The following is a 21077-nucleotide window of genomic DNA, read 5'->3' on the forward strand; positions in this document are numbered from 1 at the left end:
CAGTATTAATAAATGTCGTACTTGACCATATCTTCGTAACTGTCTTCCCGACGAATCAGACGCGTCTCACCATTTTTATCGATCATCACCACGCCCGTGCGCGGACGGTTGTTATAAACGGTTTGACTTTCAATGGTGTATGCCCCCGCATCAAGAAACGCGACAATATCGCCAACATGAGTCTCCTTCGGCAGTAAAAACTCTTCGCCTTTCGCCCCCATGTGGAAATAATCTCCGCCATCACACAGCGGCCCGGCTAATTTTATCCAGGCGTCGTGCGCTGCCGTCATGCGAGAGGCGTTATAGACATAAAAGAACCAGTCAAAATGCTGGCTGTCAGAGAGTACGCTGTAACCAGCGTCGACAAATTTCCATTCAACGTGGCATTCCACATTGCCGTTAAGATCGTAATTTGTTTTACGTTTTTCGCAGGAGACTTCCGTCAGTAAAACCGCCGCCGACCCGGTCACTTTACGTCCGGGTTCAATACATATTTCCACATCGGTACGCCATTTATGCACTTCGCGAATGACCGCATCGGCAAAATCCTGGGCGGTAATACCGGCATACATATTATCTTTTAACGGGTCGCCATTCTCGTCGTCATATTTATAGGGAACCGGAATTCCGCCGCCCACGTTGATCAAATCAAATTTAATACCAAGCACCTCTTCCAGGCGACGGGATTCATCCACCAGCACTTTAGTCGCTTTTGCGAAAGGCTCTGACTCCGGCACCTGATCACCCACATGCATATGCAAGCCGCGCAAATGCACATAAGGCATCGCCAGAATGCGGCGGCAGGTTTCTTCCGCCTGTTCCAGGTCGAGACCTGACTTCGCATGGAAAGCGGTAACCAGTTCCGCATGCGTCGCCGAGGGAACATTCGGCTCTACGCGGACGCAAACATTGGCGACTTTCTTCAGCTTGCGAGAGATGGCATCAATATGTTCCAGCTCATACAGGCTATCAACATTAATAAGATACAGATCGTTAGCGATGGCATATTCCAGATCGGCAGGCTTTTTCACCACGCCGTTGAAGACGATCTGATCGCCGCGAAAGCCTATCTCCAGGCACTTGCGAACCTCATATTGTGAGTTTGCCTCCGCGCAAATTCCGGCGTCACGAATGGCTTTCAACACCCCCATGACCGAGCAGGTTTTTGACGCAAAGAAGGTTTTGGTATTTTTATGCGCCGCAAATGCCTGCTGGATTTCATGAATGTTACGAATAATCTCCGGCTCAGAAAACACATAGAACGGCGTGGGGTACTAGCGCGCCAGAGCGTCCAGATCGACCCCTTCAAAACACAAATGACCGTCTTTGTGCTGGAAACGGCGATCGCCGTTGATTACCTGCTCACGTAGCTGGTTGTAATTCTGCATAATCGAGTCAGTCATAACGCCCTCTGCTTAATGTTTATGGTAAAAATCCGCATTCTTTACAGGGATAAAGCAAAAGGCATGCCACTATTTTTTATCAAAATAATCAATTACTTATAAAAATAAACTTTTTCTCATTTTCGTCATTGAGTTTGCTATTCATCACAACGACGAAAATTCGTCACTTTTATAATGACAACATGAACAATAGATATGAGGAATGCATATATGGCATCCACCAATCAGGAGCTGGCCTCGGCGCTCAGGATGTTTTCCCGCTTTTTCGATTTGATTCATCAGCCGTTGGCCGTCATTAATGAGCGTGGTGAATACGTTTACTACAATCAGGAAAGCGCGGATCTGGACGGCTATAGTATTGAACGGGCAATGGGAAAACATATGCTGGATGTCTATCCGGGCATGAAAGAGACGCAAAGTACGATGCTTTCATCGTTAAAAAAAGGCGTGGAATACATTGGCCATTATCAAATTTATTACAATGCGCGAGGCCAGGCCGTTGACTATCAGCACACCACCGCGCCGCTCTATGCAAGCGATGGCGGCATGGTCGGCGTTATCGAAATCGGCAGGAATATGTCCGGCGTCAGGCGGCTCCAGGAGCAGGTGGTAGAACTGAACCAACTGCTGTATGCCGATCACCATGAGAAGCACCATGCCATTATTACCGAAAATCCGGAAATGCTCAGTAATATCGCCAAAGCCAAACGGCTGGCCGCCAGTAATATTCCGGTGACGATTGTCGGGGAGACGGGAACGGGTAAGGAGCTATTTTCCCGCCTGATACATCAATGCAGCAAGCGGGCGAATAAGCCATTTATCGCCCTGAACTGCGGCGCTCTACCGCCTACGCTTATCGAAAGTACGCTTTTCGGCACCGTGCGCGGCGCCTATACCGGCGCGGAAAATAGCCAGGGCTATCTGGAACTGGCAAACGGGGGAACGCTCTTTCTTGATGAGCTGAACGCCATGCCGATAGAGATGCAAAGTAAGCTGCTGCGATTCTTGCAGGATAAAACCTTCTGGCGGCTCGGCGGACAACAGCAACTCCACTCTGATGTCAGGATCGTTGCCGCCATGAACGAAGCGCCCGTCAAATTAATTCAACAAGAACGTCTGCGGGCAGATCTTTTTTATCGGTTGAGCGTCGGAATGTTGACGTTACCGCCGCTGCGCGCCCGCCCGGAAGATATTCCCTTACTGGCGAATTATTTTATTGATAAATACCGTAATGACGTGCCGCAGGACATTCACGGATTAAGCGAGACGGCGCGTGCTGATCTGCTCAATCACGCCTGGCCGGGTAATGTCAGGATGCTGGAAAACGCGATTGTACGCAGCATGATCATGCAGGAAAAAGACGGGCTGCTCAAACACATCATTTTTGAACAGGACGAGTTAAATTTAGGCGTACCGGAAACCGCGCCGGAAAATCCCCTTCCCTCGTCACCCGATCCGCAGTATGAAGGGTCGCTGGAGGTACGAGTTGCTAACTACGAAAGGCATTTAATAGAAACCGCGCTGGATACGCATCAGGGGAATATTGCCGCCGCGGCCCGCAGCCTTAACGTATCGCGCACCACGTTACAGTACAAAGTACAAAAATACGCTATTCGCTTCGGCGTGGTGCGTAATTGACATCGGCCAGCGGCATTGCGCCGCTGGCAAAGCCATTAGCCTTCGTTATGCATTTCCAGGTTTTCCATTTCGTTCTGGAACAGCACCGCTTTGGCGTCGTCATTACGTAATGAATCCAAGAAGTCGAGGTATTGCTGGTCTACGTCTTTGGTGACATATACCCCGTTAAATACCGAACATTCAAACTGCTGGATATCCGGGTTTTCCGCGCGTACGGCTTCGATCAGATCGTTCAGATCCTGGAAGATAAGCCCGTCTGCGCCGATGATCTGACGAATCTCATCCACCTCGCGACCATGCGCGATCAGCTCATTGGCGGTCGGCATATCAATGCCATAGACGTTGGGGAAACGAATTTCCGGCGCGGCGGACGCCAGATAAACCTTCTTCGCGCCGGCTTCCCGGGCCATCTCGATGATCTGCTCTGATGTGGTGCCACGCACGATGGAATCATCCACCAGCAGGACGTTCTTATCGCGGAATTCCGCGCGATTAGCATTGAGCTTACGGCGCACGGATTTACGGCGTAGCTGTTGGCCCGGCATGATAAAGGTACGTCCCACGTAACGATTTTTGACAAATCCCTGGCGGTACGGCTTGCCGAGAATACGGGCAATTTCCAGTGCGATATCGCAGGAGGTTTCCGGGATAGGGATCACGACGTCGATGTCCAGATCTTCCCATTCACGAGCGATTTTTTCGCCAAGTTTGGTGCCCATATTCACACGAGCGCTGTAGACGGAGATCTTGTCGATAAAGGAGTCCGGGCGAGCAAAATAAACGTACTCGAACAGGCAGGGATTACTGACCGGGTTATCCGCGCACTGGCGCGTGAACAGTTGCCCCTTTTCGGTAATATAGATAGCTTCGCCCGGCGCGACATCGCGCAGGAATTCAAAGCCCAGCGTATCCAGCGCCACGCTTTCAGAAGCGACCATATACTCCGTACGACCATCGCCAACGTCACGCTTGCCCAGCACTAACGGGCGAATGCCGTGCGGATCGCGAAAAGCCACCATACCGTGACCGATAATCATCGCCACGCAGGCATAGGCGCCGCGGATTTGACGGTTAGTCGCGGCAATCGCGGCAAAAATATTGTCGGCTTCCAGCGGATAGTGACGGAAGTTGTCGAGCTCGCTGGCGAAAATATTGAGCAGGATTTCGGAATCGGAGGTGGTGTTGATATGGCGGCGCTTTTCTTCAAACAGCTTTTTACGTAGCTCGTGCGCATTAGTCAGGTTGCCATTATGGGCCAACGTGATGCCATACGGCGAGTTAACGTAAAAAGGTTGCGCTTCCGAAGCGCTGGAGCTGCCTGCGGTAGGGTAGCGTACATGGCCGATCCCCATGTTGCCCTGCAAACGCTGCATGTGGCGAGCTTCAAAAATATCGTTCACCAGCCCGTTTGCCTTACGCAAGCGGAAGCAGTTATTCGCATCAATGGTGATGATACCGGCAGCATCCTGACCACGATGCTGGAGCACTGTTAACGCGTCATAAATCGACTGGTTGACCGGCATAACACCGGCGATACCGACAATACCGCACATACGTCATTTTCCTCGTTAAGCCACATCTCAGAACCTGTTACGTCCTGGGCAAGAAACTCGACGAGCTTTGCAGATAGTCAAAGAACCATCTGATGATGAAGCTGAACTGCGGGATGAGCTGCGATTTGCTCCAGTCTTCGCTTTTCGACAAGCCGGTAAAGGTATCAAGGAAGAACAGAATGGCGGCGACAATCAGCGCGCCTCGCAGTGCGCCGAAACAGATACCCAACACCCGGTCAGTTCCCGACAGGCCGGTCTTTTCTACTAGCTGACCTATCACAAAATTCACGATAGCGCCGACGATAAGCGTCGCGATAAACAGTACCGCGATAGCAATCCCATTACGAACCAGTTCGTCTTCAAAGCCCGTAAACCAGACAGACAGGTAAGTGTAGTAGTGACTGGCGACAAAGAAAGCACAACCCCACGTCACCAGCGATAACGCTTCACGAACAAAGCCGCGGATCAGGCTAACCAGACAGGAAAAAGCAATCACCGCGATAATGGCGTAATCAATCCAGACCATAGATGTCCCACGATTTTACGCCCTGTCGTCCTGTTCGGGGCGCATTCTAACAGAAAAAGAAAACGTTTGCGTAGGGATTTCCTTCCCACGCGTAAATAAAAATGGCGCTGAAAAAATATTCAACGCCATCACACTTTTTATCTCTTCGGGCACGACCAGAAGAGCTGCCATCGGCCTGATAAGCGCAGGATACCAGGTTTATTCCTTCTGCCGGATGGCGACGTAAACGCCTTATCCTGCCTACAGAACTTCGGCTATTTACCAGGTGAACACCGTAGGCCTTAACGCTGCGCGCTCAGGCAAAACGCGCCTTAGTTCGGGCTATATCCCATCACCACGCCGCTTAACCCGGAAATCTGCTTGAGCTCGCCAAGCGATCCTTTCATCTTATCTTTCGACGCATCCGGCCCGACGAGAATACGGGTTATTTTACCCTGTACCGGCGTTGAGGGGGAAGTATAAACCCGGAACCCGGCGGAACGAAGCTTGCCGACTATCTCGTTGACTTTATCCGCATTTTTCAGCGCGCCCAACTGTACGACATAGGCTTTGCCGGTCGGCGCAGGTTTATCGTCGGCGACTGGTTGCGGCGCGGGCGTCGGCGTGGAAGCGGCGACAACCGGCTGTTGCGGTTTAGGCTGCGGCTTCGGCTTTTCAACCGGCTTCGGTTTAGGCGTCTCCGCCGGTATCGGATCAAGCTCAACATTGTTAGACGCCATGCGCGACGGGTCCAGCGATGGCGCTGCCGCATCTCCCGCCCGCACCTCTTCAGCCGCCCCTTCCGGCGGCTGTGTCGGCAGCGCCTGCGTTGCGGCCGGCATCATATCCGGCTCATCACGGTCGCCAGGCTTCGGTACCAGTGGAATCGCAGCAAATTCATCCTGATAATGCTTTTTCTGTCCGTCCAGCAGACCGGGAAGCACAATAACCCCCAGCGCGACTAACACAATCGTGCCGACTAAACGATTCTGAAACTTACTCGCCACCGATTCTCCCCGCGTCTATCACTTCCATAACATGTGCGACGGTGTGGAACGATCCGCACACCAGCACGGTATCTTCTGGCTGCGCCGCGTCGATAGCGGCCTGCCATGCCTGCGCGACGCTATCATAGACATTCCCTTTCCCCAGATGTTCCAGAAGTTGTTCCGCCGTCGCGCCGCGCGGCCCCTCTAACGGAGCACAATACCAGTCGTCAACCACGCTTTTCAACCAGGCTAACGTGCCGGCGATATCTTTATCATGCAGCATACCAATCACCGCAAGCACGCGCCCGCGTTTCGGCAACATTTTCAGACGACCCGTCAGGTATTCCGCCGCGTGAGGATTATGGGCAACATCAAAGATAACGCGCGGCGACTCACTCACGATTTGAAAACGTCCCGGCAAGGTAGCCTGCGCAATACCGTCGCGAATCGCCTGCTCGTCAATGTTCAACCTGCTGGCGCGCAGCGCGGCCAGGGCGGTGGCGGCATTCGGCTGGGGAACCTGCGGCAACGGCAGTCCGGCAAGCGTGCCGTCGCCATCGGTAAACGCCCAGTGGGTCGCTGCCACCTCATAACGCCAGTCAACGCCGCGACGCCGCAACAGCGCGCCGGTCTCCTGCGCGACATCCGCGATGGTTGCCGGCATTTCCGGTTCGCCGACGATAGCGGGTTTTTCCGCACGAAAAATCCCGGCTTTCTCGCGGCCGATACTTTCGCGATCCGGCCCCAGCCAGTCAGTATGGTCAAGCGCGATGCTGGTAATTACTGCTACATCGGCATCCACAATGTTCGTGGCGTCCAGGCGCCCGCCCAACCCGACCTCCAGAATCACCACGTCAAGGTTAGCCTGTTTAAACAGCCACAATGCCGACAACGTACCATATTCAAAATAGGTCAATGAAATATCGCCGCGCGCCGTTTCTATTTCCGCAAAGGACGCGGTATGCGCGGATTCCGCTAATTCTTTCCCCTGCACGCGCACGCGCTCGGTGTAACGTACCAGATGAGGCGAACTATAGACGCCCACACGGTATCCCGCCGCGATTAACACCGACTCCAGCGTGCGACAGGTCGTACCTTTGCCGTTGGTTCCCGCAACGGTAAAAACGAACGGCGCAGGCTTGAGGATGTCCAGACGCGCTGCCACCTGGCTTACGCGCTCAAGGCCTAAATCGATACTCTTGCTGTGCAGGTTTTCCAGATAAGAAAGCCACGAGGCCAGGGGCGACGCAGCTTGAGGTATAGATTTGTTTTTCATTGATTCCGCTGCTTCTTTACGGTGAAAAGCAAAAGGGCAGAGCCTGCGGCCCTGCCCTTTTCAGTTATCAGGCCTCAGACTCCTGATCCGGCGCCGGAGGCACCACCACGCCTTCACGCGGGGCGTCCGGGTTCGGCGCGGGCAGATTCATCAGCTTCGCCAGAATGCTCGCCAGCTTCAGGCGCATTTCCGGGCGGCGGACTATCATATCAATAGCGCCTTTTTCGATCAGGAACTCACTGCGCTGGAATCCTGGCGGCAGTTTTTCGCGAACGGTCTGTTCGATAACGCGCGGGCCGGCGAAGCCAATCAGGGCTTTTGGCTCGGCGATGTTGAGATCGCCCAGCATCGCAAAACTGGCGGAAACGCCGCCCATTGTCGGATCGGTCAATACCGAGATGTAGGGCAGACCACGTTCCTGCATTTTAGCCAGCGCCGCCGAGGTTTTCGCCATCTGCATCAGCGACATCAGCGCTTCTTGCATACGCGCGCCGCCGGAAGCAGAGAAACACACTAACGGACAGTTATCTTCCAGCGCCTGTTCAACGGCGCGAACGAAGCGTGCGCCAACGACAGACCCCATTGAGCCGCCCATGAACGCGAATTCAAACGCGGCGGCGACAACCGGCATACCGTGAAGCGTCCCTTTCATGACCACCAGCGCGTCTTTCTCGCCGGTTTCTTTCTGCGCGGACGCCAGTCTGTCTTTATATTTTTTGGAGTCGCGGAACTTGAGCACGTCTTTTGGCTCCAGCTCGCTACCCAACTCCACAAGGGAACCTTCATCTAACAGGCTATGCAGGCGATTGCGCGCCGACATGCGCATATGATGGTCACACTTAGGACAGACCTCAAGATTACGTTCCAGCTCAGCGCGGTATAAAACCTGACCGCAGCTATCACACTTGGTCCACACCCCTTCAGGAATGCTTGCCTTGCGGGTGGGAGTAATGTTGCTTTTAATTCGTTCAATCCAGCTCATTGGTGACCTTTCTGCCTGAACCTTAGTCAGCTTTATTATAAGGGGCGCATAATGCCATTTTTGCCCCCAACAGACCATGAATGTTGCACATTAAAACATAACAGCCCGAAACTTTGGATAAAAAAGTGGTCGAACCGCTGAGTTACTTTCTATTTTGCGGCACGCGACGCAGCGCGCTTATGCCGGACAATCTCAATGACGCCAGGTAATATCGAAACCACGATAATCCCCACAATCAGCAGCTTAAGGTTATCCTGAATCAACGGTATCGTACCGAAGAAATAACCGGCGTAGGTAAAGAGCAGCACCCACAGCAGCGCGCCGATGACGTTATAGGCGGCAAAATGCCGATAGGACATGTGCCCCATCCCTGCCACAAACGGCGCAAAGGTTCTGACGATCGGCACGAAGCGAGCGAGAATGATAGTTTTACCGCCGTGTTTTTCATAAAACTGGTGGGTTTTATCCAGATAACTGCGGCGGAAAATTTTCGAATTCGGATTACTGAACAGTTTTTCGCCGAACAGTCGACCAATCGTGTAATTTACCGCATCGCCGACAATTGCGGCGATCAGCATTAACGCCACCATGACATGCACATTGAGATCGTTGGTTTCCAGCGAAGCCAGCGCCCCGGCGACAAACAGCAGCGAGTCGCCCGGCAGGAACGGCGTGACGACCAGGCCGGTTTCACAAAACAGAATCAAAAACAAAATAGCGTACACCCAGACGCCGTACTCCGCGACCAGCTCCGCCAGATGCACATCGATGTGCAGAATAAAATCAATAATAAAGTAGATCAGGTCCATATTTGTCTTTGCCTTTCTACCCGACACGTTTCGGGTGTGCGATTCGGATTAGTCCGCCAGAAATAGCGGGCCCATTGGCGGTTTTGGAAGGTCAAACCGGTCAGGGTAATCCACCGCAACCAAATATAGCCCTTCCGCCTTCGCCGTTGCCGCCGCCAGCGTTCTGTCCCTGGCCGCTAACAGCTCTGCGATCCAGCTCTCCGGCTGGTTGTGAGCGCCTACTTCCAGCAGGCTGCCGACAATATTCCTGACCATATGATGAACAAAGGCATTCGCTTTGATATCGACCACCACATAAGGGCCGTGGCGGGTAACGTTGATGTGCATCACATTACGCCACGGCGTGCGCGACTGGCACTGCACCGCGCGAAACGAGGTAAAATCATTTTCGCCAAGCAGACACTGCGCCGCGCGATGCATCCGCTCTGCATCCAGCGGCTCATAGTAATGCGTCACGCCTTTTGCTAACACCGCAGGACGCAGTCGATGATTGTAGATGATATAGCGATAACGGCGAGCCGTAGCGCTAAATCGCGCGTGAAAATCATCCGGTACAGTTTTCACCCAGCGCACGGCAATGTCACCAGGCAAATTCGCATTTACCCCCAGCGTCCATGCCGCATCTTTGCGCAATGCGGTCGTTTCGAAATGGACAACCTGCCCGGTGCCGTGAACGCCGGCATCGGTACGCCCGGCGCAGAACACGTTAATAGGTTCATTTGCCACCTGCGAGAGCGCTTTTTCCAGCTTTTCCTGCACGCTGCGCACTTCATTCTGACGCTGCCAGCCATAATACTTGCTGCCGTCGTACTCAATACCCAGCGCAATTTTATAGACCGGCGATGATTGCTGTCCGGACATCAGTACAGATACTCCTGCACCAGCTTCTCCGCAATTTTAACGGCCATCAGCGCGCCGCCGAAACGCACGTTGTCCGCCACTGACCAGAACTGAATTTGTTCCGGCATACCGTAATCATTATGCACACAGCCAATAGAAAGCTGTGGATTGCCGGAAGCGTCGCCCACCTGCGTCGGGTAATCCGTCTCTTCTGACAGTACGATATCTTCACCGCGGGAAAACGCCTCGCGCGCCTCTTCCGCCGCCAGCGGACGGAGCGCTTCAAAGCTCACCATCTGCGCATGGCCATAGAACACCGGCGACTGCACGACACTGGCGGAGATCATCACGCCATCGTCCTGCAAAATTTTACGCACTTCATCGACGATACGACGTTCCTGGCGCACGCTGCCTTCACGATCCGGCAGCAGCGGCAGCATATTGAACGCTAACTGGCGGCCAAAGAAATCATCTTCATCAATCGGTATGCCGTTAAGCAGCTTCGCACTCTGTCCAGCCAGCGCATCGACCGCTTTTTTCCCCTGTGCGGACGCTGATAACATACTGGTGACGGCGATGCGCGACAGTCCCCCCTGATCGATTAACGGCTTGAGCGCCGCCAGCAGTTGACTGGTCAGACTATCGGCGACCGCAATCACGTTACGGTTGCGGTAATCCGCCAGTACATACGGGTTAACTTCCGGCACGACCAGCGGCACATCAGGCTCCAGCGCGAACAGACCGCTGGAATCTATCACCAGGCAACCTGCATTGGTCGCGTCGTCTATCCAGGCAGCCGATGCCTCTGCGCCGGCAACGAAAAACGCCAACTGCGCCTGCGTCCAGTCAAAATCCGCCGCATCCTGGACAATGACCGACTTGCCACCAAAACGGAGGTGCTCGCCCGCGCTTTCATGACGCGCCAACGCATAAATTTCACCGACCGGGAACTGGCGTTCAGCCAGTGTTTCAAGCAGGGCTTCGCCTACGGCGCCCGTTGCGCCCAGAATGGCAATGTTCCAGCCTTCAGACATGGTGATTTACTCCAGAAATACATAAGCGTCCCTGTCGCATTATTCGACAGGGAGCATTAAGAAGACATTAATGTGCCGGGTGATGAACAGCGTTAAAACCTAGCTTACACAGCAAGGCGGCTGCCGTTTCGTCGTCACACATCACGTATAAAGACGACCATTCACGGCGCTCAAGATAATTTTTACGCAATTTATCAAATTCACCCGGAATTCCAGCGACTTTACGCAGCGGCGCATCGTCGCGGCGCACATCATACACCAAATGCGCCAGTCTTTTCAGCGTCGGTTGATCCAGCGGGCCATGAAGCGTAATACGACCAAACTCAGGCGCAGGCAGTAATGTCTCCAGCGCGACATGCTGCTCGCGGCCGATAAACGCGCTATACGCCTCAAAGACCTGGGTGGTGCCGCGCGCTTTGCCTTCCAGCGTATAGCCGGCAATATGCGACGTGCCGATATCCACAGCTTCCAGTAGCGCGACGTTAAGATCCGGTTCGCCCTCCCACACATCAAGCACCACGCTCAGCGGCTGCCCGGCATTAAGTCGCGCCAGCAACGCGGCGTTATCCACCACCGGACCGCGGCAGGCGTTAATGAGAATGGCGCCGGGTTTCAGTCGACGGATCAGCGTCTCATCGGCCAGATGCAGCGTTTTGTACGGTCCGTCTTTATAGAGCGGCGTATGGAAAGTCAGGACATCCGCTTCCTGCACCAGCTCATCCAGCGTACGAAAATCACCCTCGTCCCCGCGTGCGGCGCGTGGCGGATCGCACAGCAACGTGCGGATACCCAACGCTTCAAGCCTGGTCTGTAGCCGGCTTCCGACGTTACCCACGCCGACAATCCCTATAGTGCGATCGCGTAACGAAAAGCCGTCACGTTCGGCCAGCATCAACAGCGCGGAAAACACATACTCCACCACGGCGATAGCATTACAGCCGGGCGCGGCTGAAAAACAGATGCCCGCCTGCTTCAGCCATGCCTCATCCACATGATCGGTGCCTGCCGTAGCAGTACCAACGAAGTTAATCGGCGTGCCGCTCAGCAGCGATTCATTCACTTTCGTGACCGAACGCACCATTAACGCATCGGCATGGTTCAATTCTTCAACGGGGATCGGGCGACCCGGCACTGCCTTTACCTCACCCAGGCGGCTAAATAATTCGCGGGCGTAAGGCATATTTTCATCAACGAGAATTTTCACGACTGTCGTACCTGTTTGAGAACGAGAGTTAACCGGACAAGTGTGCCATAATCTGGCCGCCAGGCATATATTGCTCAGATTTATGGTTAAAGGATAATTAATTATGCATCCCATCTCCGGCGCCCCTGCACAGCCTCCAGGCGAAGGGCGTAATCCTCTTTCCGCTGCGAGCGAGCAGCCGCTTTCCATGCAACAGCGTACGGTACTGGAAAGGCTGATCACGCGCCTGATTTCACTGACCCAGCAGCAAAGCGCGGAAGTATGGGCCGGAATGAAACACGATCTGGGGATAAAAAATGACGCGCCGCTACTGTCGCGCCACTTCCCCGCCGCTGAACAGAATCTTACCCAGCGTCTGGGCGTAGCGCAGCAAAATCATGCCAATCGTCAGGTGCTTTCACAGCTAACAGAGCTGCTTGGCGTCGGGAATAATCGTCAGGCCGTCAGCGACTTTATCCGTCAGCAATACGGTCAAACCGCGCTTAGCCAGCTTACGCCCGATCAACTCAAAAACGTGCTGACGCTCCTGCAACAGGGGCAGCTTTCCATTCCGCAGCCGCAGCAACGTCCGGCAACGGATCGGCCATTATTGCCTGCTGAACATAATACGTTGAATCAGTTGGTGACGAAGCTGGCGGCCGCGACCGGCGAGTCAAACAAACTTATCTGGCAATCAATGCTGGAACTCTCCGGCGTGAAAAGCGGCGAGCTCATTCCGGCAAAACAGTTTACCCATCTGGCGACATGGCTACAGACGCTGTCACTACAACACGCGCCTACGCTACATACGCTGCAGGCTGCGTTAAAACAACCGCTGGAACCGGACGAACTCACAACGATCAAAGAGTATGCCCAACACACTTATCAAATTCAGCCGCAAACGGTGCTGACCACCGCCCAGGTGCAGGATTTACTTAACCATATTTTCCTGCGTCGCGTAGAGCGGGAGGCGGATGAGCTCGAACCGCTCTCTATTCAACCCATCTACCGCCCGTTTGCGCCGATGATTGAAACCGTGAAAAATCTGTCTGCGCGACCAGGCCTGTTGTTTATCACGCTAATAATTGTACTGGCGCTTTTCTGGCTGGTTTCTTAACCGCGCCGGAACGATAATATCGTCACCAGGATGCCAACCACCGCGGAGATCGCTCCCGCGAGGAATACGGAAGGATAGCCGTATGACGTGGCCAGCATGCCCGCCAGCGGGCCGGTAACGCCGTAGGAGATATCCTGAAACGCGGCGTAGCCGCCGAGCGCCGTACCGCGTACCTGTGCAGGTACGCGTTTCACAACCTCCACGCCCAGCGCCGGGAAAATCAGTGAACACCCTGCCCCGGTGAGCGCCGCGCCTACCAGCGCTATCCAGGCCGTCGGCGCCAGCCACAAGAGCAGCAACCCTGCCGTCTCAACCAGCAATGAGACAACGGCGACCTTCACGCCGCCAAAGCGGTCCGGCATCCAACCGAACAATATGCGCATCAGTACAAACGCACCGCCAAACGCGGTCAGGGTGAATCCCGCCATCGTCCAGCCATTGCTGACAAAATAAAGTGAAATAAACGTACCGATGACGGCAAAGCCCACGCCCTGCAATGCCAGGCCCAGGCCCGGTTTCCAGATAAGCCCGACCACGCTCCACAGTGAAGGTCGCTCCCCCGTATACGCAGGCACTTTACGCACGGTGCCGTTGAATGCCCAGGCCAGCAGCGGTAAAACCATCGTCGTCCCCGCCAGCGCCGCGAAGCCAAAGTGGCTATGGATCAGCAAGCCCAACGGCGCACCGGCCGCCAGCGCGCCGTAAATCGCCATCCCGTTCCACGACATCACCTTACCGGAACGCGTTGGGCCAACCAGCCCCAGTCCCCAGGTCAGGGTTCCGGTCAGCAGCTGGCTTTCGCCAAATCCGAGGATCAAACGCCCGACAATAAGCAGCGCGAATTTTATCGGCGCGGAAACCGGCAACAGCGCGGCCAGGAGCCAGGCGGCGCCCGCCAGCCCGCAGGCAAACATCCCCTGTAACGCCGATCGTTTAGCGCCATATTGATCCGCCAGCCGTCCGGCATAGCCGCGCGTCAGTACCGTCGCAAAAAACTGAATGCCCACGGCGATCCCAACCATCGTATTGCTATAGCCCAGTTCGTGATGGACAAAAAGCGGAATGACCGGTAACGGCAGGCCGACCGTCATATAGGTCAGGAAAACCGCAAAGGCGATGCGGAACAGCGAAAAATTCGCAGACGGGGTCGTTGTTTTTTGGCTAACTGCTGTCATGCATTACTCCAGAATGCAGAGTAAGGCGGGGGAATGCCACGCCCCCCTCTACCTGAACGTCAGGATTAAGGTGCGTTGGATAACGTTAAACGCTTACGCATTATCGGAAGGATAATGTAGAAAGTGAAGTCTGCCTGTGAGACGCGAAACTTGTCAACCTTGAAATTGCAGCCAGGGTATCAACGTGGCGGCGTGTCATCAAACAGAAAGGGAAAGACCGCTTTCATCCCTCTCACCTTAAACCGTCCGGTCACCTGCTTGCGCTGTTCTGGCGTCAGTAACCTGAACATCATCTCCCAGATATCTTCAGGCTCCGCTTCCTGTAAGGAAATGGGTTCTGGCGTCGGTTCCTCTCCGCTGTCGTCCAGATAACGATGAACATAGAGAGGGAAAACAGATATATGAAACTCCTCGGCCTTTGATTTAACACGCTTACGCCTGACCCCCGCTTTCCCTTCACTGTACTTATATAAACGTTCGCGAACCGCAGGCTCGCTTCCCGGAAACCCCGGTAAGCCAAGACATTCCTTAACCGTGAACCATTCCTTTGCCATCGGTTTCTTTCCTTTCCCCTGATGAAATAAAAATATTTCTTCTTTTTCGCGAAATTTTGCTTTCTTTCTGGCACTATTCTTAGCGTGAAAAAGAAAGTAACTTCCTTTTCCATGCGCTAATTTTCATCTTAAAAATATCGGCGCCGATAACACATCTTCTTAGGATTACAGAATGGAACCAAAAAGCCAAGACTGGCATCGTGCAGATATTAAAAGTGCACTGGAAAAAAGAGGTATTACGCTCAGAGATCTTTCTCGTCAGGCCGGTTTATCACCTGATTCACTGCGCAATGTCTTTACCCGCTCCTGGCCGAGAGCTGAACGGATTATTGCGGACGCGCTGGGCATCACGCCGCAGGAGATCTGGCCGTCGCGCTATGGCGATATGCAAATAAAAAATGATGCCAATACCGCAGGATAATATTTAATGTTGAATAAATTAGCCCTAACTTATCAATCTCAACAATTAATAAATATTTAAACTTATTCTATTGAAAATAGTAATAGCACGATCTGTCATGCTTCCCGAATCAAATACTGTTAAAGCATTACGTCATTGCTATTACGTATTTTATTAACAGGAATCATTATGAGTTGGGATAAAAGAGTGGCGGTTAATTATGCCAAAACGCATGCAGGTTCTCATTCTCAAGGCCGGTGTGCGGAATTTACCCGAAAGGCAATTCAGGCGGGCGGTATCACGCTGGGGCATACGTATCATGCGAAAGATTATGGCCCAATGTTAAGAAGCGCCGGATTCACCGCCATTGGTACCTATGAAATGCCGCGCGAGGGTGACGTCATCATTATTCAACCTTACGCTGGCGGAAACCCGAGCGGTCACATGGCGATATACGATGGCGCAGAGTGGTATTCGGATTTTAAACAACGCGATATGAGGGCCTGGCTACCGGGCAGCCAGGCCCTCATATACCATCTACAGGAAGAATTAATGAAAACGTTCTCCCTTGTCGCGCTTATCCTGTTGCTTTGTAGTTGCTCCACGCCTCATCACGACAGTACGCAGGCCGTGAAGCAGTTCTATACCTCATGGATGACGACGTTCACGAACGATGTGAATCCCCCTGACGACACCACCGCCTTAATGCAACGTTACGTTGCTAAAGAGGTTATTCATCGCCTGGCGCTAATACAGTCCCTTTATGAACAGGAGATTGTGGGGGCAGATTATTTTATGTATGCGCAGGACTATGCGCCAGAGTGGATTCCACAGTTACGGGTTGGGAAGGCACACCCTTTCCTCGGCGGAGAAAAAGTGGATGTTCTGTTGGCTACAGAGTCAACGCCCATCCACCTGGAAGTTTATACCCGTTGGGAAGAGGGACGCTGGAAAATTTACCGCGTTCGGGATGCTGACAGGGGTTATGAACAGCCGATTTATGACGCAGGCGCCATCACCCAGTCTGAGGCCTGGTCAGCGAAAGTCGCGCCGGAATATAAGAAGCATTAAAAAAGGGAACCGCCATCGGTCTCTTGTTCGTACCGGAGAGGTTAAAGCGCCTCTTGCATCAGGCGCTTATTCCGTCGCTGAAAACAGTAAGCCGAAAATAACCCAGGCATTATTTAAAATATGAAGTATTATCGGTATCATTAACCCTCGACTTCTCATTCGAACAACGCATAATATCGATGAAAAAACAAACAGATAAACAAAAGTCACCGCAAAGAGATATTGTGTATGCATAAATGCAAAAGCGAGTGAAGTAATAATAATACCGGAAGCTCTTGAGTACCGACCCCAACCGATACTGCTGTTTAATAAAAACCCTCTGAATATAATTTCCTCCGCCACAGGAGCCAGAAAGCACATCGCCAGAGTGTTAAGAAATTTATGAAGAAAAAATTGCCTTGATAACTCGGCCATCCAGGGTTCCGGGCCACTAAAAGCATTGTAGAGAACGGTAAGGCACACCAGGGCCAGCGCCGGAACAAAACACTCCACGAATGATAAGCGACCCAATGATAAAAACGGATAATACTTTGAATAAATACTCCAGGCGGCAATCGCATAGACAAAAACAATACTATATATAAAAGGCGCAGCCAGACCTCCCAAATAAAGCCAGGCATAGGAAGGCGAAAATGAGGCAAAAACAAAAATGCCGAACAAACCAAATAAAACAGCCACACAACTCAAACTATGCCTAATTTTATCTAATGTATTAGTTGTCATTTATATAATATCCATATAATTTGTTGTTCCCTGAATGAAAAAACAGGTCGCATTAGCGACCTGTTTCATTGTTGATACTACAACGTAATAGTCAGGCTTACAACTTACGCATCACCAGCGTGGCGTTGGTGCCGCCAAAACCGAAGCTGTTAGACATTACGGTAGTCAGTTCACGCTCGGTCGTTTCGGTCACGATGTTCAGACCCGCAGCCTGCTCATCCAGCTCTTCGATGTTGATACTCGGCGCGATAAAACCGTGCTCCAGCATCAGCAGAGAGTAGATGGCTTCCTGCACGCCAGCCGCACCCAGCGAGTGGCCGGTCATCGCTTTGGTCGCGGAGATAGCCGGGCTGTTATCGCCAAACACTTCACGGATTGCACCGAGTTCTTTCACGTCGCCTACCGGCGTGGACGTACCGTGAGAGTTCAGGTAGTCGATCGGCGTGTCTACGCCGTGCATCGCCATCTGCATGCAACGTACTGCGCCTTCACCAGACGGAGCAACCATGTCTGCGCCGTCGGATGTTGCGCCGTAACCGACGATTTCCGCATAGATATGCGCGCCGCGCGCCAGAGCGTGTTCCAGCTCTTCGACAACAACCATACCGCCACCGCCCGCGATGACAAACCCATCACGGTGCGCATCATAGGTACGGGACGCTTTTTCAGGCGTATCGTTATATTTGGTGGACAATGCGCCCATCGCATCGAACTCACAGGCCATTTCCCAGCACAGCTCTTCGCCGCCGCCAGCAAAAACGATGTCCTGTTTGCCCAGTTGGATCTGTTCAACCGCATTGCCGATACAGTGTGCGGAGGTCGCGCAAGCGGAACTAATGGAGTAGTTCACGCCATAAATTTTAAACGGCGTAGCGAGGCAGGCGGAAACGCCGGATGCCATTGCTTTCGTCACCACATACGGGCCCACGGCTTTCAGACCACGCGGGCTACGCATGGCGTCTGCGCCAAAGACCTGGAATTTCGGGGAGCCGCCGCCGGAACCTGCAATCAGGCCGACACGCGGGTTATTCTGATAGACTTCCGGCGCCAGACCGGCGTCGGCCACTGCCTGCTCCATAGACAGATAAGCATAGATGGAGGCGTCGCTCATAAAGCGCACGACTTTGCGGTCAATGAGGCCAGTGGTATCCAGTTTTACGTTGCCCCATACCTGGCTACGCATGCCGGCGTCCTTCAGCTCCTGAGAGAAAGTGATCCCTGAACGTCCTTCACGCAGAGATGCCAGGACTTCCTGCTGGTTATTACCGATGCTGGAAACGATGCCCAGGCCAGTAATCACTGCACGTTTCATTCAATACCTCTGTAATTCGCACTATTTTTAAGTTTCGATTGGCACAATAGCGTACACTTGTACGCCGAACAAGTCCGATCAGCCATTTAATACGGAAATTTGCGCCATCAGGCACACATCGTTAAGATCGCGATACCGCCCGTCAGACGAGTAACTTACGTGAAACAATACGCCATACAACCCGCCACACTCGAATTTAACGCTGAGGGTACACCTGTTTCCCGAGATTTTGATGATGTCTATTTTTCTAATGACAATGGACTCGAAGAGACACGCTACGTTTTTCTTGGCGGCAATCGTCTTACGGAGCGATTTCCCGTACATTCACATCCATTATTTATAGTCGCGGAAAGCGGTTTTGGCACCGGACTCAACTTCCTGACGCTGTGGCAGGCGTTTGACAGCTTTCGTTCTGCGCACCCACAGGCGACGCTGCAAAGGTTACATTTCATCAGTTTTGAGAAATTCCCGTTAACGCGCGACGATCTGGCGCTGGCGCACCAACACTGGCCGGAGCTCGCGCCCTGGGCAGAGCAGCTGCAGGCGCAATGGCCGCTGCCGCTCCCGGGGTGCCACCGACTATTGCTGGATCGGAGCCGGGTGACGCTGGATTTGTGGTTTGGCGATATTAATGAGCTGACCGACCAACTGGACGCCACGCTGAATCAAACAGTCGACGCCTGGTTCCTCGACGGTTTTGCCCCGGCGAAAAATCCGGATATGTGGACGCCAAACCTGTTTAACGCGATGGCGCGGCTGGCGCGGCCCGGCGCAACGCTGGCGACGTTTACCTCGGCGGGTTTCGTCCGTCGGGGATTACAGGAAGCCGGTTTTACCATGCAAAAACGCAAAGGCTTCGGACGTAAACGCGAGATGCTTTGTGGAGTGATGGAACAACACCTCATGCCGACCCTTTCCGCGCCCTGGTTTTACCGCAGCGGAAGCGAAAAACGTGAAACGGCGATCATTGGCGGCGGCATCGCCAGCGCGCTGTTATCACTGGCGTTACTGCGTCGCGGCTGGCAGGTGACCCTCTATTGCGCGGACGACCAGCCCGCCCAGGGCGCTTCCGGTAATCGACAGGGCGCGCTTTATCCGCTCCTTAGCAAACATGACGCCGCCATTAATCGCTTTTTCCCGACCGCATTCACCTTTGCCCGTCGCCTGTATGATGCCCTGCCCGTCTCTTTTGATCATGACTGGTGCGGCGTGACGCAGCTCGGATGGGATGAGAAAAGCCAGCAGAAAATTACCCAGATGCTGTCCCTGGCGCTGCCCGCCGGACTGGCCTCGGCGCTCAATGCCGAAGAGGCGGAACAGGCGGTTGGCGTGACGACACGCTGCGGAGGAATTACCTATCCGGCAGGCGGCTGGCTGTGCCCGGAACAATTAACTCGCGCAGTCATCGCACTGGCGACCGAACAGGGTTTACAAACGCGCTTTTGCCATACGCTCACGTCGCTCGTTGCGCAGGAGTCGCGCTGGCAACTGCGCTTTACGTCAGGTGAAACCGCCAGCCATGAGACCGTCGTTCTGGCGAACGGCCATCAGATTAACCGTTTTGATCAGACCCGGCCGCTACCGGTGTATGCCGTCGGGGGGCAGGTCAGTCATATTCCCACCACCCCCGCCCTCTCGGCGTTGCGTCAGGTGTTATGCTACGACGGCTATCTGACGCCGCAAAATCCGCATAATCAGCAGCACTGTATTGGCGCCAGCTATCACCGGGGTGACGAAAGCACCGTCTGGCGCGAAGAAGATCAGCGTCAGAACCGACAGCGTCTGATTGACTGTTTTCCGGATGCGAAATGGGCCACAGAGGTTGACGTTAGCGGCAACAGCGCCCGTTGCGGCGTGCGTTGCGCCACCCGCGACCATCTGCCGATGGTGGGCAATGTCCCGGATTACCACGCCACGCTGACGCATTACGCCGATTTAGCCGATAACAAAACGTCGGCGGCGCCTGCGCCTGTGTATCCGGGTTTATTTGTGCTTGGCGCACTGGGATCGCGTGGTTTGTGCTCAGCGCCATTATGCGCAGAAATTCTGGGGGCGCAGATGAGTAACGAGCCGATTCCACTGGATGCCGGTACGCTGGCGGCGTTAAATCCGAATCGGTTATGGGTGAGAAAGTTATTGAAGGGAAAAGCGGTGAAGTAATGGGTCAGTCAATAGCGGAAGGCGGCAAGCGTCGCCTTCCGGCCCACGGCGTTATTGTTTTGCCTTGTCGAACAAATTGTCCCACATCGCTTTGACTAACGCCTGATCGCGCGGCGACAGTTCGCCGGCGCCGATCGCTTTCTCCAGACTTTGGCTAACGTTGGCATAGACCGCCTCAACGGAGTGGTCATCACCGCTCTCCAGCTCGGCAATGGCTAACGTCAGGTGGCCACGCAGGTATCCACTGGCAAAAAGCTCATCGTCGCTGGCGTGCTCTACCATATCGTCAATTAATGCCAGAATGCGTGATTCAAACTCCGCGATCATCTTCTTTCCTCATTGTAAACGTGGCG

Annotated in this window: 19 protein-coding genes and 2 pseudogenes; 6 read left to right on the forward strand and 15 right to left on the reverse strand. The window is 53.7% G+C overall.

The features are described 5' to 3' along the window. Nucleotides 1-5: 5 nt before the first annotated feature. Nucleotides 6-1403: pseudogene (locus ACFK9X_RS16505) on the reverse strand (diaminopimelate decarboxylase family protein). A 210-nt stretch (nucleotides 1404-1613) separates the two neighbouring features. Here ACFK9X_RS16505 and ACFK9X_RS16510 point away from each other — a divergent pair. After that, nucleotides 1614-3041, forward strand: a complete 1428-nt coding sequence (locus tag ACFK9X_RS16510; RefSeq protein ID WP_000168925.1) for a sigma-54-dependent Fis family transcriptional regulator — start codon at nucleotides 1614-1616, stop codon at nucleotides 3039-3041. 35 nt (nucleotides 3042-3076) lie between these two features. Here the strand turns inward: ACFK9X_RS16510 and purF are convergent, their stop codons facing one another. The 9 genes from purF to pdxB all read right to left on the reverse strand — a co-directional run bounded on the left by purF (nucleotide 3077) and on the right by pdxB (nucleotide 12233). Next, nucleotides 3077-4594, reverse strand: coding sequence for an amidophosphoribosyltransferase (purF, locus tag ACFK9X_RS16515; RefSeq protein WP_000334205.1), 1518 nt, complete (start codon nucleotides 4592-4594; stop codon nucleotides 3077-3079). Nucleotides 4595-4631: 37 nt separating this feature from the next. Then, a complete protein-coding gene (cvpA, locus tag ACFK9X_RS16520) occupies nucleotides 4632-5120 on the reverse strand; it encodes a colicin V production protein (RefSeq protein WP_000262102.1) in 489 nt (162 codons plus the stop codon). Nucleotides 5121-5431: 311 nt separating this feature from the next. Further along, a complete protein-coding gene (gene dedD / locus ACFK9X_RS16525; protein ID WP_000157031.1) occupies nucleotides 5432-6106 on the reverse strand; it encodes a cell division protein DedD in 675 nt (224 codons plus the stop codon). Continuing rightward, nucleotides 6096-7364: a bifunctional tetrahydrofolate synthase/dihydrofolate synthase gene (gene folC, locus ACFK9X_RS16530; protein ID WP_000792287.1), complete on the reverse strand. Its 1269-nt coding sequence runs from the start codon at nucleotides 7362-7364 to the stop codon at nucleotides 6096-6098. Before folC ends, dedD begins: the two co-directional genes overlap by 11 nt. A 67-nt stretch (nucleotides 7365-7431) precedes the next feature. Continuing rightward, nucleotides 7432-8346 carry an acetyl-CoA carboxylase, carboxyltransferase subunit beta gene (gene accD, locus ACFK9X_RS16535; RefSeq protein WP_000118383.1) on the reverse strand — a complete coding sequence of 305 codons (915 nt, stop codon included), beginning with the start codon at nucleotides 8344-8346 and terminating at the stop codon, nucleotides 7432-7434. 149 nt (nucleotides 8347-8495) lie between these two features. After that, on the reverse strand, nucleotides 8496-9155 hold the full coding sequence (locus ACFK9X_RS16540; RefSeq protein WP_000364318.1) for a DedA family protein: 660 nt from the start codon (nucleotides 9153-9155) through the stop codon (nucleotides 8496-8498). A gap of 48 nt (nucleotides 9156-9203) precedes the next feature. Next, a complete protein-coding gene (truA, locus tag ACFK9X_RS16545) occupies nucleotides 9204-10016 on the reverse strand; it encodes a tRNA pseudouridine(38-40) synthase TruA (protein ID WP_000016631.1) in 813 nt (270 codons plus the stop codon). Continuing rightward, entirely contained in the window at nucleotides 10016-11029 is a 1014-nt protein-coding gene (locus ACFK9X_RS16550; RefSeq protein ID WP_001289141.1) for an aspartate-semialdehyde dehydrogenase, read from the reverse strand. The genes truA and ACFK9X_RS16550 overlap by 1 nt, the downstream gene beginning before the upstream one ends. Nucleotides 11030-11096: 67 nt before the next feature. Next, nucleotides 11097-12233 carry a 4-phosphoerythronate dehydrogenase PdxB gene (gene pdxB, locus ACFK9X_RS16555; RefSeq protein WP_151117076.1) on the reverse strand — a complete coding sequence of 379 codons (1137 nt, stop codon included), beginning with the start codon at nucleotides 12231-12233 and terminating at the stop codon, nucleotides 11097-11099. 103 nt (nucleotides 12234-12336) lie between these two features. Between pdxB and flk the strand changes: the two genes are divergently transcribed. Next, nucleotides 12337-13329: a flagella biosynthesis regulator Flk gene (flk, locus tag ACFK9X_RS16560; protein ID WP_151117078.1), complete on the forward strand. Its 993-nt coding sequence runs from the start codon at nucleotides 12337-12339 to the stop codon at nucleotides 13327-13329. Here flk and ACFK9X_RS16565 read toward each other — a convergent pair. Together ACFK9X_RS16565 and ACFK9X_RS16570 are read right to left on the reverse strand one after the other, a co-directional pair. Then, the gene (locus ACFK9X_RS16565) at nucleotides 13326-14504 is read right to left on the reverse strand and encodes an MFS transporter (protein ID WP_000127721.1); all 1179 of its coding nucleotides are present in this window, start codon (nucleotides 14502-14504) and stop codon (nucleotides 13326-13328) included. The genes flk and ACFK9X_RS16565 overlap by 4 nt on opposite strands. Before the next feature lie 179 nt (nucleotides 14505-14683). Continuing rightward, nucleotides 14684-15058 (reverse strand): hypothetical protein, encoded by a 375-nt coding sequence (locus ACFK9X_RS16570; protein ID WP_001051261.1) that lies wholly within the window; start codon nucleotides 15056-15058, stop codon nucleotides 14684-14686. A 172-nt stretch (nucleotides 15059-15230) separates the two neighbouring features. Here ACFK9X_RS16570 and ACFK9X_RS16575 point away from each other — a divergent pair, with 172 nt between their 5' ends. The 3 genes and pseudogenes from ACFK9X_RS16575 (at nucleotide 15231) to ACFK9X_RS16585 (ending at nucleotide 16529) form a co-directional block, all read left to right on the forward strand. Further along, entirely contained in the window at nucleotides 15231-15479 is a 249-nt protein-coding gene (locus ACFK9X_RS16575) for a transcriptional regulator (RefSeq protein ID WP_024157226.1), read from the forward strand. A 168-nt stretch (nucleotides 15480-15647) separates the two neighbouring features. Beyond that, a pseudogene (locus ACFK9X_RS16580) lies at nucleotides 15648-16011 on the forward strand (hypothetical protein). Next, the gene (locus tag ACFK9X_RS16585) at nucleotides 16011-16529 is read left to right on the forward strand and encodes a YbjP/YqhG family protein (RefSeq protein ID WP_151117080.1); all 519 of its coding nucleotides are present in this window, start codon (nucleotides 16011-16013) and stop codon (nucleotides 16527-16529) included. The pseudogene ACFK9X_RS16580 and the gene ACFK9X_RS16585 overlap by 1 nt, the downstream one beginning before the upstream one ends. 66 nt (nucleotides 16530-16595) lie before the next feature. Here ACFK9X_RS16585 and ACFK9X_RS16590 read toward each other — a convergent pair whose 3' ends face one another. Together ACFK9X_RS16590 and fabB are read right to left on the reverse strand one after the other, a co-directional pair. Continuing rightward, nucleotides 16596-17252, reverse strand: coding sequence for a CPBP family intramembrane glutamic endopeptidase (locus ACFK9X_RS16590; protein WP_151117082.1), 657 nt, complete (start codon nucleotides 17250-17252; stop codon nucleotides 16596-16598). Nucleotides 17253-17349: 97 nt separating this feature from the next. Further along, a complete protein-coding gene (fabB, locus tag ACFK9X_RS16595) occupies nucleotides 17350-18564 on the reverse strand; it encodes a beta-ketoacyl-ACP synthase I (RefSeq protein ID WP_000817161.1) in 1215 nt (404 codons plus the stop codon). A gap of 159 nt (nucleotides 18565-18723) precedes the next feature. Here fabB and mnmC point away from each other — a divergent pair, with 159 nt between their 5' ends. Continuing rightward, on the forward strand, nucleotides 18724-20724 hold the full coding sequence (gene mnmC, locus ACFK9X_RS16600; protein WP_191964504.1) for a bifunctional tRNA (5-methylaminomethyl-2-thiouridine)(34)-methyltransferase MnmD/FAD-dependent 5-carboxymethylaminomethyl-2-thiouridine(34) oxidoreductase MnmC: 2001 nt from the start codon (nucleotides 18724-18726) through the stop codon (nucleotides 20722-20724). Nucleotides 20725-20775: 51 nt separating this feature from the next. Here mnmC and ACFK9X_RS16605 read toward each other — a convergent pair whose 3' ends face one another. Continuing rightward, a complete protein-coding gene (locus ACFK9X_RS16605) occupies nucleotides 20776-21051 on the reverse strand; it encodes a YfcL family protein (RefSeq protein ID WP_000559749.1) in 276 nt (91 codons plus the stop codon). Nucleotides 21052-21077: the final 26 nt, after the last annotated feature.

It is taken from the genome of Salmonella sp. WC3 (assembly GCF_042932255.1).
GTDB classification, from domain to species: domain Bacteria; phylum Pseudomonadota; class Gammaproteobacteria; order Enterobacterales; family Enterobacteriaceae; genus Salmonella; species Salmonella enterica.

What these genes read in the sequence shown, in the direction of transcription:
- ACFK9X_RS16540 (WP_000364318.1), bottom strand. Translation starts at nt 9,155, where the DNA reads ATGGACCTGATCTACTTTATTATTGATTTTATTCTGCACATCGATGTG.
- cvpA (WP_000262102.1), bottom strand. Translation starts at nt 5,120, where the DNA reads ATGGTCTGGATTGATTACGCCATTATCGCGGTGATTGCTTTTTCCTGT.
- purF (WP_000334205.1), bottom strand. Translation starts at nt 4,594, where the DNA reads ATGTGCGGTATTGTCGGTATCGCCGGTGTTATGCCGGTCAACCAGTCG.
- ACFK9X_RS16510 (WP_000168925.1), top strand. Translation starts at nt 1,614, where the DNA reads ATGGCATCCACCAATCAGGAGCTGGCCTCGGCGCTCAGGATGTTTTCC.
- ACFK9X_RS16550 (WP_001289141.1), bottom strand. Translation starts at nt 11,029, where the DNA reads ATGTCTGAAGGCTGGAACATTGCCATTCTGGGCGCAACGGGCGCCGTA.
- ACFK9X_RS16585 (WP_151117080.1), top strand. Translation starts at nt 16,011, where the DNA reads ATGAAAACGTTCTCCCTTGTCGCGCTTATCCTGTTGCTTTGTAGTTGC.
- ACFK9X_RS16605 (WP_000559749.1), bottom strand. Translation starts at nt 21,051, where the DNA reads ATGATCGCGGAGTTTGAATCACGCATTCTGGCATTAATTGACGATATG.
- folC (WP_000792287.1), bottom strand. Translation starts at nt 7,364, where the DNA reads ATGAAAAACAAATCTATACCTCAAGCTGCGTCGCCCCTGGCCTCGTGG.
- ACFK9X_RS16590 (WP_151117082.1), bottom strand. Translation starts at nt 17,252, where the DNA reads ATGACAACTAATACATTAGATAAAATTAGGCATAGTTTGAGTTGTGTG.
- ACFK9X_RS16565 (WP_000127721.1), bottom strand. Translation starts at nt 14,504, where the DNA reads ATGACAGCAGTTAGCCAAAAAACAACGACCCCGTCTGCGAATTTTTCG.
- flk (WP_151117078.1), top strand. Translation starts at nt 12,337, where the DNA reads ATGCATCCCATCTCCGGCGCCCCTGCACAGCCTCCAGGCGAAGGGCGT.
- ACFK9X_RS16575 (WP_024157226.1), top strand. Translation starts at nt 15,231, where the DNA reads ATGGAACCAAAAAGCCAAGACTGGCATCGTGCAGATATTAAAAGTGCA.
- fabB (WP_000817161.1), bottom strand. Translation starts at nt 18,564, where the DNA reads ATGAAACGTGCAGTGATTACTGGCCTGGGCATCGTTTCCAGCATCGGT.
- truA (WP_000016631.1), bottom strand. Translation starts at nt 10,016, where the DNA reads ATGTCCGGACAGCAATCATCGCCGGTCTATAAAATTGCGCTGGGTATT.
- ACFK9X_RS16570 (WP_001051261.1), bottom strand. Translation starts at nt 15,058, where the DNA reads ATGGCAAAGGAATGGTTCACGGTTAAGGAATGTCTTGGCTTACCGGGG.
- accD (WP_000118383.1), bottom strand. Translation starts at nt 8,346, where the DNA reads ATGAGCTGGATTGAACGAATTAAAAGCAACATTACTCCCACCCGCAAG.